Annotated in this window: 11 protein-coding genes, 1 tRNA gene and 1 pseudogene; 7 read left to right on the top strand and 6 right to left on the bottom strand. The window is 65.9% G+C overall.

Going from position 1 to position 12,268, the window contains the following annotated elements; translation table 11 throughout:
• Positions 1–15: 15 nt before the first annotated feature.
• A complete protein-coding gene (locus tag ACE3TH_RS12485; protein ID WP_374600104.1) occupies positions 16–2,601 on the top strand; it encodes a TonB-dependent receptor in 2,586 nt (861 codons plus the stop codon).
• A gap of 88 nt (positions 2,602–2,689) precedes the next feature.
• Here the strand turns inward: ACE3TH_RS12485 and ACE3TH_RS12490 are convergent, their stop codons facing one another.
• From ACE3TH_RS12490 to ACE3TH_RS12505, 4 genes are all read right to left on the bottom strand, one after another.
• Positions 2,690–3,016 (bottom strand): hypothetical protein, encoded by a 327-nt coding sequence (locus ACE3TH_RS12490; protein ID WP_374600106.1) that lies wholly within the window; start codon positions 3,014–3,016, stop codon positions 2,690–2,692.
• A gap of 17 nt (positions 3,017–3,033) precedes the next feature.
• Positions 3,034–3,309, bottom strand: coding sequence for a DUF2312 domain-containing protein (locus ACE3TH_RS12495; RefSeq protein WP_296166151.1), 276 nt, complete (start codon positions 3,307–3,309; stop codon positions 3,034–3,036).
• Between the two features lie 204 nt (positions 3,310–3,513).
• Positions 3,514–3,639 (bottom strand): type B 50S ribosomal protein L36, encoded by a 126-nt coding sequence (gene ykgO, locus ACE3TH_RS12500; protein WP_055832286.1) that lies wholly within the window; start codon positions 3,637–3,639, stop codon positions 3,514–3,516.
• A 114-nt stretch (positions 3,640–3,753) separates the two neighbouring features.
• A complete protein-coding gene (locus ACE3TH_RS12505) occupies positions 3,754–4,068 on the bottom strand; it encodes an excalibur calcium-binding domain-containing protein (RefSeq protein WP_374600109.1) in 315 nt (104 codons plus the stop codon).
• A 325-nt stretch (positions 4,069–4,393) separates the two neighbouring features.
• Here ACE3TH_RS12505 and ACE3TH_RS12510 point away from each other — a divergent pair, with 325 nt between their 5' ends.
• The 6 genes from ACE3TH_RS12510 to ACE3TH_RS12535 all read left to right on the top strand — a co-directional run bounded on the left by ACE3TH_RS12510 (position 4,394) and on the right by ACE3TH_RS12535 (position 9,505).
• Positions 4,394–5,677: a lytic murein transglycosylase gene (locus ACE3TH_RS12510; protein WP_374600111.1), complete on the top strand. Its 1,284-nt coding sequence runs from the start codon at positions 4,394–4,396 to the stop codon at positions 5,675–5,677.
• Positions 5,678–5,781: 104 nt separating this feature from the next.
• Positions 5,782–6,654, top strand: coding sequence for an AAA family ATPase (locus ACE3TH_RS12515; protein ID WP_374600113.1), 873 nt, complete (start codon positions 5,782–5,784; stop codon positions 6,652–6,654).
• A 99-nt stretch (positions 6,655–6,753) separates the two neighbouring features.
• On the top strand, positions 6,754–7,572 hold the full coding sequence (locus ACE3TH_RS12520) for a methyltransferase type 11 (protein ID WP_374600114.1): 819 nt from the start codon (positions 6,754–6,756) through the stop codon (positions 7,570–7,572).
• A 223-nt stretch (positions 7,573–7,795) separates the two neighbouring features.
• Positions 7,796–8,389 (top strand): YfbR-like 5'-deoxynucleotidase, encoded by a 594-nt coding sequence (locus ACE3TH_RS12525; protein ID WP_374600220.1) that lies wholly within the window; start codon positions 7,796–7,798, stop codon positions 8,387–8,389.
• 5 nt (positions 8,390–8,394) lie between these two features.
• Positions 8,395–9,339: an NAD regulator gene (locus ACE3TH_RS12530; RefSeq protein WP_374600116.1), complete on the top strand. Its 945-nt coding sequence runs from the start codon at positions 8,395–8,397 to the stop codon at positions 9,337–9,339.
• Positions 9,340–9,415: 76 nt separating this feature from the next.
• Positions 9,416–9,505 (top strand) — tRNA-Ser (locus ACE3TH_RS12535).
• 71 nt (positions 9,506–9,576) lie between these two features.
• Here the strand turns inward: ACE3TH_RS12535 and ACE3TH_RS12540 are convergent.
• Together ACE3TH_RS12540 and acs are read right to left on the bottom strand one after the other, a co-directional pair.
• Positions 9,577–10,089, bottom strand: a pseudogene (locus ACE3TH_RS12540) (efflux RND transporter permease subunit); the annotation flags it as partial.
• Positions 10,090–10,303: 214 nt separating this feature from the next.
• Positions 10,304–12,259: an acetate--CoA ligase gene (gene acs / locus ACE3TH_RS12545; RefSeq protein ID WP_374600118.1), complete on the bottom strand. Its 1,956-nt coding sequence runs from the start codon at positions 12,257–12,259 to the stop codon at positions 10,304–10,306.
• Positions 12,260–12,268: the final 9 nt, after the last annotated feature.

The raw sequence follows: 12,268 nt of genomic DNA on the forward strand, positions 1-12,268 counted from the left end.
CTTGTGGATTGCCCCATGCTTCTCGTCACGACCGCCTTGTCGGGCCTGCTCGCCAGTTCCGTCCCCGCCGCGACAGCGCCTCAGGCCGCACCTCAAACGCCGCCTCCGGTGACACGGCCGGCTCCGGTCGCCTCGGCTCCGGTTGAAGAGGACGAGGAAGCCTATGATCTGGGCACCGTCACCGTCACCGGCAGCCGCCCGCGCGGTGCCGTCGACACCGACATCGAACCCGAGTTGTCACTGACCGCCGACCAGATCCAGGCCTATGGCGCGGCCAACATCTCCGAACTTCTGGCCTATCTGGAACCGGTCACCCGCAGTTCCCAGGGTCGCGACGGCGGTCAGCCCGTCCTGCTGGTCAACGGGCGCCGCATCTCAGGCTTCCGTGAAATCCAGAGCATTCCGACCGAAGCCATCGAACGTACCGACATCCTGCCCGAGGAGGTCGCGCTGCAGTTCGGCTATCGCGCCGATCAGCGCGTGGTCAACTTCGTGCTGAAGGCCAACTTCCGCTCCATCTCGGCCGAGGCCGCCTATCGCGCCCCGACCCAGGGCGGCCGCACCACCACCGAGCTGGAAAGCACCCTCTTCAACATCGCGGGCGGCAACCGCTACTCGCTGGATGCCGAATACACCCGCTCCAGCCCGCTGTTCGAGTCCGAGCGGGATATCCGGCGTGATCCCGACGACCTGCCCGCCCCGTTGTTCGGAGACCCGGCGGATCAGGGGGCCTACCGCACCCTGCTGTCCCAGAGCGAACAGCTGGAGGCTCGCGGCTCGATCAAGCGCGACCTGAACAGCACGACCCAGGGCACGCTCAGCCTCAGTCTGGAAAACACCAACACCCGCAGCTTCAACGGCCTCCCAGGCGTCGTCATCGACGTCGATGGCGTCGATACGGGCACGGACGAGACCATCTTCCGCTACCTCGATGCCCCCGCCTCCCTCGGTCGCAAGACCGACACCCTGACAGCCAATGTCGGCACCGTTCTGGACGGCTTCATCGGCGAGGACTGGCGCTGGACCTTTAGTGGCAACTACGACCGGGTCGAGACCGACACCTTCACCGGCCGCGGCTATGGCGTGACGCCGTTCCAGGATCGCATAAATGCGGGCGACCCGACCGCCGACCCGTTCGGGACCGTCACCCCGGCCGATTTCGCCGCTCTGGCCGGTGACACCGCCAACTCCGTGTCGCAGTCACTGGCGGCAGAACTGGTCCTGACCGGAGATCTCTACGACCTGCCTGCCGGTGGCATTTCCTCGACCTTCAAGCTGGGCGCGGACACCCGCTCGCTCGATTCGACCAGCGTCCGTTCCGGCATCACGACCGAACGCTCCCAGTCGCGCGACCGCTTCACGGGCTCCGGCAGCTTCACCTTCCCCATCGCCGACCGGAGCCAGGGCGTCCTGCCCTTCCTTGGCGACCTCTCGGTGAACTTCAACGCGGGATATGAGGAGCTGTCCGACTTCGGTGGACTGCCAGTCGTCGGCGTGGGCCTGAACTGGTCGCCGATCGAACCCCTGTCCTTCCTGGTCAGCTATACCGACGAACAGGGCGCGCCCTCGATCTCGCAATTGAACGACCCGATCATCTCGACCCCGAACGTGCCGGTCTTCGACTTCGTCACGGGCCAGACCGTGTTCGTCACCCGCATCGATGGCGGCAATCCCGACCTCAACTCCGACAACCGCCGCGTTTTCAAAGTCGGAGCCACCCTGCGCCCCTTCGACGAGCAGGATTTCAGCCTGTCCTCAACCTGGACGGTCAGCCAGACCGACGACGTCATCGCGGCCTTCCCGACGATCACGCCGGAACTGGAAGCCGCCCTGCCCGGCCGGTTCGTGCGCGATGCCGACGGCACGCTCGTTTCCTTCGACGCCCGCGCCCTGAACTACGACAGCGCCGAGCGTCAGGACATCCGCACCGGCTTCAACTTCTCCAAAGCGTTCGGCACACCCAATCCGGCGGCGGCAGGCGGACCGGGCATGCGCGGTCCCGGCGGCGGCGGCGGTCCTCGCGCGGGCGGTCCCGGCGGCGGCCCCGGTGCCGGCGGCCCTCCCGGCGGCGGAGCCTTCCGATTCGGCGGTGGCGGTGGTCGCGGGCGTGGCGGTGGCATGCAGCCGGGCCAGGGCCGCTTCAACCTGTCGATCTATCACACCTACAGAATCCAGGACGAGATCGTCATCCGCGACGGCCTGCCCGTCATCGACCTACTGGACGGCGGCGCGACCGGCAGTCGGGGTGGCAGCCCGCGCCACGAAATTCAGGCCCAGGGCGGCGTGTTCAAGAATGGAATGGGCGCCTTCGTCAACGCCAACTGGCGCGACTCTACCACCGTCGGCGACACCCTGCGCTTTTCGGATCAGACTACGATCAATCTCAACATGTTCGTGGACCTGGGCCAGCAGCGCTCGCTGGTCCAGCGTTTCGGTTGGCTGGAGGGGTCGCGCCTGAACCTGGGCTTCCAGAACATCTTCGACACCCGCACCGAAGTCACTACCCTGGACGGCACCGAGCTTCCCCTGAACTACCAGGCCGATTATCTGGACCCGCAAGGCCGGACGATCAGCCTGACGTTCCGCAAGATCCTGTTCTGAGGTTCGAGGGACGAAGGACGAGGGACCAGTTTGGCTGAGCGTTTGAGCTTAACCCCATCCCCCATCCCCCATTCCTCGTCCCTCGTCCCTAATAGCTCTTCTTCCCCCACCGCCGCTTCGGCGCCTCGCCCTTCGCCTTGGCGGCGATTTCCTTCAGCTTGCGGCCCTGCAGGGATGACAGGGCCTGACCCGGCGCGCCCTTTTCCGGATCGCCAAACGCGCGGCCGTGGGTCTTCACCCGCTCGCTGACCGAGTCCAGGAACTCGCCCTCCCAATCAGACAGCGAAACGCCCGCCTTGTCGGCTGACCGGCGGGCGCGTCTCAGGGCATTCAGGGCCGCGCGCTGCGCCGCCTTGCGCTCGGCCTCGAACGGACTGGCAGGCGGCTTTTTCGAACCGCCCCCACCCCTGTCCAAGCCGGTTCGCTTCAGTGTCAGACCTCGCCGAGCGCCGACAGGTACAGGTCCAGGATCGCGTCCTCTTCCTGGCGCTTGGCCTTGTCCTGTTTGCGGATGCGGATAACCTTGCGCAGGATCTTGACGTCATAGCCCTCGCCCTTGGCCTCGGCGAAGACCTCCTTCATGTCCTCCATGACGGCGGCCTTGTCTTCTTCCAGCCGCTCCAGCCGCTCGATGATGGTGCGCAGACGCCCCTGAGCCGTCGCAGTCAGGACGTCTGGCGAGGAATCGAAGGACGCATCATCGGCCATGGAAAGGCTCCGGCAACAGGATCAGAAACTGAGAACGCCCTCAACCAGGCCGAACGACCGTCAGGGCAAATGGAAAACGGACGCTAACCACGTCGCTCGATCCGGCTCAACACCGGACACGAAAAAGGCTGCGGACAAAATCCACAGCCTCATCATTCTTGGGCGCTATGCTCGGCTCGCGGAGCCTCGCGACTTGAGCGCCTATTAGCCCTGCTTCGCCTTGAAGCGCGGGTCGGTCTTGTTGATCACATAGACCACACCCTTGCGGCGCACGACCTTGCAGTCGCGGTGGCGGGTCTTGAGCGACTTGAGCGAGCTGCGGACCTTCATGGTCGTCGTCCTGAATCAAAATCAAAAATAGAAAAGCCGCAGGCGGACCAGCGGCGGAACGGGGCGTATAGAGACGCTCGTTCAATCCGTCAACGCCTGCCTGACCCTTCGGCGTCAGAAATGCGGCTCGCAGGCCAGACCGTCTCCATCGCCATCCATCGTCTCTCTATACGACGGATCCCACGCAGGAATGCTGGACCGGCCAGCGGCTCTCACTGCATTGCAGCCGCTATAATGCTGATCCGTTATTCGGAGCTCGATATAGCTATCGATCGCTTCTCGTCCGGGCGCGCTTGGCGTTATCGCATAGAGAGTGCCCGCGAATACCGCTGTGCCGACAAGTCCGACCAGAAGCGGAAATGACAGCTTTCGGGCATAGCGACGCCGTCCCATTGGATTAAGCAGATTACGAAAGACACGCCCCAGCATCGCCACGCCTCCCCTGCGCTCAAGCAGCGAGCGACCGCGTAGCGAGCGATAGCGCCCTAAGAAAGATGGAGGCCTGGCCTCCGAGTTGAACGGAGGGTCTGCGGGGTTGCACCCCCGCCGCGTCGCCCCTCCGCCACCAGGCCGTATCAGAGAGCACGCCCCTTATCGCGCCTGACCCTTGCCACCGCGTTTCCAGATGCGGTTAGCGCCCGGTTTACCCTTTTCTCCGATCCAGAGAGACTGAACCGCCGAGCGGCGACGCAACGGCCCTGCGCCTCGCGCACTTGTCATCACGCCCCCCGCCTCCTGCCGCTAGAGTACCGCCATGCGTTCCAGATTCAGCCTTCTCCTGCTCCTGTCCGTCGCTGCCTGCGGCCCCATGCTGCCCGAGGCTCCGCCCGCCGGTCCGACGCCCGCTCCGCTGCCGGGCGCGCCCGTGCCATCGACACCCGCGCCCGCGCCGACCACTCCCGCTCCGGCCGGTCCCGCCGATCAGGCCGGGTTCGACGGCTGGAAACAGGGCTTCCTGTCGCGTCACGGCGGCGACCGCGCCACCTTCTATGCGCGCGAACTCGAGGGGCTGACCCCCGATCCCACCGTCATCCGCCTGGACGGCAACCAGCCCGAGTTCAGTCGCCCGGCCGGGGCCTATATCCAGAATGCGGCGTCCGCGACCCGCATCGCCCAGGGTCGCCGCCTGTCCGACCGCGTCCCCTTCGCCGTGGTCCAGCAGTATGGCGTGCCGACCGAAATCCTGGTCTCCATCTGGGGCAATGAAAGCGCCTTCGGCCAGGTTCAGGGCAACTATGACGTCATCCGCTCGCTGGCGACGCTGGCCTATGACGGCCGCCGCCGCGCCTGGGCCGAGACCGAGCTAAAGAACGCGCTCGATATCGTCATCGACGGCAAGCGTGAGCGCGCGGGCCTGAAGGGCAGCTGGGCCGGGGCCATGGGCCAAACCCAGTTCATGCCCAGCACCTATACCCGCCTGGCGGTGGATCAGACCGGCGACGGCATGATCGACATCTGGGGCTCGGACGCCGACGCCCTGGCCTCCGCCGCCAATCTGCTGGCCCAGGCCGGATGGAAACGCGGCCAATCCTGGGGCTATGAGGTCATCCTTCCCTCAAACTTCGACTACACCCAGGCCGAAGGGCCGAAACACCGCTGGAGTGACTGGGCCGCGCGCGGCGTGCGTCTGGCTCACGGCGGTACGCCCAACCAACTGGAGGCGCTGGAAGAGGGTGTCATCCTGCTGCCCCAGGGTGCGCGCGGCCCGGCCTTCCTGGCCCTGCCCAATCACTATGTGATCCGCCAGTACAACAACTCCGTATCCTACGCCCTGGCCATCGGCCTGACGGCGGACGGGATCGCGGGCAAGCCCGGCCTGGTCGGCACCTGGCCCGACGACGCTCCCCTGTCGCGCGACCAGCGAATCGGGGCCCAGCGCGCCCTGACCGCCATGGGCTTCGACACGCAAGGGGTGGACGGCGTCATCGGGGCCAACACCCGCTATGCCCTGCGTCGCTGGCAGGCGGCCAACAACCGTACTCCAGACGGCTATCTAACTGCCGACCTGGCCGACGAGCTGATCCGCCGGGGCGGGTAGGCCTATTGGTCTTTGCGCGATGGCCCCTCGCACTGCGCGCGAAGTGCGTTGTGTAGCCGTGCGGCCTTCGCTAACCGTCTCCTAAAGAAACCCGGAGCTCTCTCATGTCGCGCACGGTCGACCGGTTCGAAGGCACGTCGAACTATATCGCCACCGACGATTTGAAGATCGCGGTCAATGCCTCGGTCGCGCTGGAACGTCCACTGCTGATCAAGGGTGAGCCCGGCACCGGCAAGACCGTCCTGGCCTATGAGATGGCCAAGGCGCTGAACGCGCCGCTGATCACCTGGCACATCAAGTCCACGACCAAGGCTCACAACGGCCTTTATGAATACGACGCCGTCAGCCGCCTGCGTGACAGCCAGCTGGGCGACGAGCGCGTCCACGACGTGCGCAACTATCTGAAGAAGGGCAAGCTGTGGGAGGCCTTCACCTCCCCCGTCCGCCCCGTCCTGCTGATCGACGAGATCGACAAGGCTGACATCGAGTTTCCCAACGATCTGCTGCAGGAACTCGACCGCATGGAGTTCTACGTCCAGGAAACGGACGAGACCATCAGCGCCGCTGTCCGCCCGGTCGTGGTCATCACCTCGAACAACGAAAAGGAGCTGCCAGACGCCTTCCTGCGCCGCTGCTTCTTCCACTACATCCGCTTCCCCGACGACCAGACGATGAAGGCGATCATCGAGGTCCACTTCCCCGGCATCAAACCGCGCCTGGTGTCCGAAGCCCTGCGCACCTTCTACGAGATCCGCGACACGCCGGGCCTCAAGAAGAAGCCCTCGACGTCTGAGTTGCTGGACTGGCTGAAGCTGCTGATGGTCGACGACGTCGATCCGGAAACCCTGCGCGAAAAGTCGCCGAACAAGCTGATCCCGCCACTGCACGGGGCCCTGTTGAAGAACGAGCAGGACGTCCACCTGTTCGAACGCCTGGCCTTTCTGAACCGACGGGAAGGCACGCGTCCCGGCGTTTAAGCCCCTGAACGCGCCGTCCGATGCACCGGTTACCGCGATTTCATTGGATTTGCGGGCCGGTCGGCGCAGGATGATGTCAGAGGCAAAGGATTTGCGACCATGATGGCTCGACCCTTTCTGATCCCCACCGTCTGCGCACTCGCCGTGCTGGCGAGCGCCTGCGACAACAATTCCGTGCGCATCTCCTCGACCCGCACCATCGATAATGATTCGACCGGCGTCCTGCGCGTGGTCGAGGCCCTGCAATGCCCGCAGACCCTCGGCACCCTGACCCGCAAGGGTTCGGCGACGGAACAGGGCACCGTCTGCACCTACGGCGGTCCGCGCGGGGCCGAGGTCATCCTGCATCTGGTCAGCCTGTCAGGCACCGACAGCACTGCGGCGCTGAAAGCCTTCGAAGACCGCCTGTCCGCCTCCCTGCCCCAGGCCGTGGCCGGCATCCGCGCCCAAAACAGCGCCCAGAACAGCGCCGCCGCGACCGCGTCAGGCGACAGCGCCTCGGTCAAGGCACCCGGCGTCGACATCCAGGCCGAAGGCGACAAGGCCACTGTCCGCCTGCCCGGCATCAGCATCGACGCCGACGGCGAGGATGCCTCGGTCAACATCGGCGGCTTCAACGTCGAGGCCAATGACGCCGGGGCCAATGTCGACATCCAGGACGGTGGCGACAGCGTCAGCGTCCAGGCCAATGACGCCGCCACGGTGGTCCGCACTGCCGCCGCAGGCGACGCCACCCGCGCCAACTGGATCCTGACCGACAACCGCCCATCGGTCGAAGGCTGGCGCCTGGTCGGCTATGAGGCGCGCGGCCCCGCCGGCGGCCCCATCGTCGTCGTCACCGTTCGCTCCAAGGACCGCGAGGGCGGCGACGTCTTCGACGACGCAAAGGACCTGGTCACCCTCAACGTCGGGGAATGATCGCATTCCTCCCCCAACGGGGGAGGGGAACCATCCGAAGGATGGTGGAGGGGGGAAGATCAGCCACGCCGATCCAATCGATCCTCCATTTGGCAGCTTTGTCCCGCGCGACCTTGATCCCGCGGCCCCGATGCGCCACCACACCGGGCCATTCCCGCAGGAAACCCTCTTGGCCGTCAGTCCCCGATCCTCCGCATCCAAAGCTCCCCGCGCCTGGCAACGCATGCTGTCGGGCCGCCGCCTCGATCTGCTCGACCCTTCGCCCTTCGACATCGAGATCGAGGACATCGCCCACGGCCTGGCCCGCGTCGCCCGCTGGAACGGCCAGACCATCGGCGAACACGCCTTCTCCGTCGCCCAACACTCCTGCGTCGTCGAGGAGATCGCGGCCCATATCAAGCCGGGGCTGGAGCCGAAATGGCGTCTCGCCGCGTTGCTGCACGACGCCTCGGAATACGTCATCGGCGACATGATCTCGCCGTTCAAATCGGCGCTGGGCGTCAACTACAAGGCGTTCGAGGCGCGTCTGGAATCGGCCATCCACGTTCGCTTCGCCCTGCCGCCGAAATCACCCGTCGCCATCAAGACCCTGATCAAGAAGGCCGACCGCGCCTGCGCCTATTTCGAGGCCACCCAGCTGGCCGGGTTCAACAAGACCGAATCCCTCGCCCTCTTCGGCGCACCACCCGCCGGCTACGACCTGGTCATCGAGCCTCTGCCCGCCCCCGTCGCCCAGGCCCGCTACCTCGAACGCTACCGCATCCTGGCCGAGGCCACCGGCCTGACCCCCGGTCCCGACGCCTGGCACACGGAATAGGACCGATGGCCGCTCAGGACGAACAGGGCGTTCGCATCGGTCTGTCGGCGGTCGTCATCGCCGTGCGTGACCGCACCGCCTGCGTCCTGACCGTCACCGGCGACGATGGCCAGACCGCCCTCCCCTTCGGCCCGTTCGATCCGGTTCGCGATCGCACCTTCGAACGCGCTCTGCGCGACTTCGTCACTGCCCAGACCGGCTTTCGCCTGGGCTTCGTCGAACAGCTCTACACCTTCGGCGACCTGGGCCGCGCCAGTCCCCGCGCCACCCCCGGGCCCGAGCGCCGCCGCGAAGTCTCCGTCGGCTATCTCGCCCTCACCGCCGACGCCGCCGACGCCCCGCCCCTGGCCGAGGCCCGCTGGACACCCCTGCTCGACATCTTTCCCTGGGAAGACCGCCGCGACGGCCCCGCCGTCTGCCTGCCCGCCCTCCTCGCTGCCCTGACCGACTGGGCCGCCACTGATCCCCGTCGCCAGACACGCGTCCAGACCCTGTTCGCCACCACGCCTCCCCTGCGCTGGAACGAGGGCCGCGTGCTGGACCGCTATGAACTGCTCTACGAAGCCGGTCTGGTCGCCGAGGCCGACCGCGACCATGACCGCCCCATTGTCCCCGCCGCGCCCGGCCTCGCCATGGCCTCCGACCACCGCCGCATCCTGGCCACCGGCCTGGGCCGCCTGCGCAGCAAGCTGAAATATCGTCCCGTCCTGTTTGACCTGATGCCCGCGACCTTCACCCTGTCCGACCTCCAGTCCGCCGCCGAGGCCATCAGCGGGCTATCCCTGCACAAACAGAACTTCCGCCGCGGCGTCGAACGTACCGGCCTCGTCCAACCCACCGGCGTCATGTCTTCGGCCACGGGCGGGCGGCCCGCAGAACTGTTCCGCGTCATCGACGGCGACCTGACCGACGGCGACACTCTGGGCCTGCCACTTCCGGCGCAACGCTGACGGTTTTTCCCGCTTGCAGGCCGGACGCTGCGCCATTAGAGAAGCCCCTCGCTCGACCAAGCGATTTCGGCACCGCGGAGAGGTGGCAGAGTGGTCGAATGTACCGCACTCGAAATGCGGCGTGCCTTTACGGGTACCGTGGGTTCGAATCCCACCCTCTCCGCCACCGACCTTCCCCTTTAATCTCAGCTACCCAGGTTGCTCTTACAGCGTCCGCGATGGTTTGAAAGCGGACACTCAAGTAGTCGATACGCTCGCCGCCCTCCGATTAAAGTGTGCCGCAAGAACGGGCAGCACGATCAGGGTGAGGAGGGTCGCGGTCGTCAGCCCGCCGATCACCACTGTGGCCAAGGGCTTCTGTACCTCCGCCCCGGCACCAAATGCGAAAGCCATGGGCACGAAGCCCAGGACGGCGGCCAAGGCGGTGGTCATGACCGCCCCCATGCGGTCGATTGCGCCTTTCAAGGCCGCGAAGGTCGGGGCCGCTCCCTGGGCCAAGCGCTCCTGAATCGCCCGCATCAGCACCAGACCGTTCAAGGTCACCACGCCGGACACGGCAATGAATCCCACCGCCGCGCTGATCGAGAACGGCATACCCCGCAACGCTAGCGTCAGGGCTCCTCCCACCAGAGCCAGCGGCACGCCCGCGAACACCAGCGCTGCGTCCTTGGCCGACCTCAAGGCCCAGAACAGCAGGTCACCGATGGTCAGAAATACGATCGGCACGATCAGGGCCAGCCGGGCGGAGGCTCATGATGCCGCTACAGAGGGCCAGCTCCTTGCACGCTGCTTTCCGCAATCACTTCAATAGGATCGCAAGCTCATCCGCAGAGAGACCTAAAGGGTTCAACGCTCATCTGCCTCGGCTCCGTGGTAGACGCTCGCCGGAAAGGCTCTGGGTCCCTGCCTCACCGACGGTTAGCGGCGACGAGCTAGAGTTGGACTGACAGCACCACCACGCTCCTCACCTTTGGCTCGCACGACTGGTGATCAGATCATGTACCACCGACGGATCGGCCAAGGTGGAGGTGTCGCCCAGGGCATCTATCTCGTTGGCAGCGATCTTGCGCAGGATGCGCCGCATGATCTTGCCTGATCGGGTCTTGGGCAGGCCGGGGGCCCAGTGGATGACGTCGGGCGCGGCGATCGGGCCGATCTCCTTGCGGACGTGCGCGATCAAGGCCGTCTTCAGATCGTCCGTCGGCGCGACACCCGCCTTCAGCGTGACATAGGCATAGATGCCTTGCCCCTTGATATCGTGCGGGAAACCGACGACCGCGGCTTCGGCGACCTGATTGTCCAGGACAAGGGCGCTCTCGACCTCCGCGGTCCCCATCCGATGGCCCGAGACGTTGATCACGTCATCGACCCGCCCGGTGATCCAGTAGTAGCCGTCCGCGTCCCTTCTACAGCCGTCGCCGGTGAAATAGTTACCGGGATAGGTCGAGAAATAAGTCTCGAAGAACCGCTGGTGATCGCCCCAGACGGTCCGCATCTGGCCCGGCCAGCTGTCGGTGATGACCAGATTGCCCTCGGTCGCACCGTCCAGAACAGCGCCCTCGGCATCGACCAACTGCAGTTCGACGCCCGGCAACGGCTTGGTTGCCGATCCCGGCTTCAATGCCGTCGCGCCCGGCAGGGGCGAGACCAGAATGCCGCCCGTTTCGGTCTGCCACCACGTATCGACGATGGGACACCGTCCCTTGCCCACCACATCATGATACCAGCGCCAGGCCTCGGGATTGATCGGCTCACCCACTGTGCCCAGCAACCGCAGCGACTTGCGGCTGGTGGCCTTCACCGGCCCGTCACCCTCGCGCATCAGAGCCCTGAGCGCGGTCGGGGCCGTGTAGAAGATCTCGACCTTGTGTCGGTCCACCACCTGCCAGAAGCGGCTGGCGTCGGGCCATGACGGAATGCCCTCGAACATCAGCGTGGTCGCGCCATTGGCCAGCGGGCCATAGACGCAATAGCTGTGGCCGGTCACCCAGCCGACATCGGCGGTGCACCAGAAGACCTCGCTGGGCCGGTAGTCGAAGACCAGCTCGTGGGTCCAGCTGGCCCAGAACAGATAGCCGCCGGTAGTGTGAAGAACCCCCTTCGGCTTGCCTGTCGAGCCCGAGGTATAGAGGATGAACAACGGATCCTCGGCATTCATCGGCTCGCAGGGGCAGTCGTCGGACACGCCCTCTCGCGCCGTTTCATATTGCACGTCGCGGCCCTCGACGATCGCCACTTCCGCGCCGGTGTGCGAAACCACCAGAACCTTGTCGACCAGACCCTGAACGCCGGGCCTTTCCAGGGCCGCATCGACATTGGCCTTCAGCGGGACGACCTTGCCTCCCCGGCGGCCCTCGTCAGCGGTGATGACGAAGCGCGAGCCACAGTCCTCGATCCGACCCGCGATACTGTCGGGCGAAAAGCCGCCGAAGACGACCGAGTGCACCGCCCCGATCCGGGCACAGGCCAGCATGGCCATGGCCGCCGTCGCCACCATGGGCATGTAGATGGTGACGCGATCGCCCTTCTGGACGCCCATGCCCTTCAGCACATTGGCCATGCGGCAGACTTCGGAATGCAGCTCACGGTAGGTCAGGCCACCGTGCCGATTAGGATCGTCGCCCTCCCACAGGATTGCCGTCTGATCGCCGCGCGTCTCCAGATGCCGGTCCAGACAGTTCCAGGCGACGTTCAGCACGCCGTCCGCGAACCAGCGAATGCGGAAATCGGCCTTGTCGAACGAGACATCCTTGATGACCGTCGGGGCCGTCACCCAGTCCAGCCGCCGAGCCGCCTGGGCCCAAAAGGCCTCCGGATCGCGACGCGCGGCATCCCGGGCGGCTGCGTAGGCATCGGCATCCATGTGGGCACGAGCTGCCCAGTCTGACGGGACAAGATATACTTCAGGATCAGTCGACATTCAGCCAGT

Source organism: Brevundimonas sp., from assembly GCF_041919755.1.
Lineage (GTDB): Bacteria > Pseudomonadota > Alphaproteobacteria > Caulobacterales > Caulobacteraceae > Brevundimonas.

Bases quoted from the DNA above. Each gene is read 5' to 3' on its own strand.
- ACE3TH_RS12485 (WP_374600104.1), top strand. From the start codon at position 16: ATGCTTCTCGTCACGACCGCCTTGTCGGGCCTGCTCGCCAGTTCCGTC.
- ACE3TH_RS12495 (WP_296166151.1), bottom strand. From the start codon at position 3,309: ATGGCCGATGATGCGTCCTTCGATTCCTCGCCAGACGTCCTGACTGCG.
- ykgO (WP_055832286.1), bottom strand. From the start codon at position 3,639: ATGAAGGTCCGCAGCTCGCTCAAGTCGCTCAAGACCCGCCACCGCGAC.
- ACE3TH_RS12505 (WP_374600109.1), bottom strand. From the start codon at position 4,068: ATGCTGGGGCGTGTCTTTCGTAATCTGCTTAATCCAATGGGACGGCGT.
- ACE3TH_RS12510 (WP_374600111.1), top strand. From the start codon at position 4,394: ATGCGTTCCAGATTCAGCCTTCTCCTGCTCCTGTCCGTCGCTGCCTGC.
- ACE3TH_RS12515 (WP_374600113.1), top strand. From the start codon at position 5,782: ATGTCGCGCACGGTCGACCGGTTCGAAGGCACGTCGAACTATATCGCC.
- ACE3TH_RS12520 (WP_374600114.1), top strand. From the start codon at position 6,754: ATGATGGCTCGACCCTTTCTGATCCCCACCGTCTGCGCACTCGCCGTG.
- ACE3TH_RS12525 (WP_374600220.1), top strand. From the start codon at position 7,796: ATGCTGTCGGGCCGCCGCCTCGATCTGCTCGACCCTTCGCCCTTCGAC.
- ACE3TH_RS12530 (WP_374600116.1), top strand. From the start codon at position 8,395: ATGGCCGCTCAGGACGAACAGGGCGTTCGCATCGGTCTGTCGGCGGTC.
- acs (WP_374600118.1), bottom strand. From the start codon at position 12,259: ATGTCGACTGATCCTGAAGTATATCTTGTCCCGTCAGACTGGGCAGCT.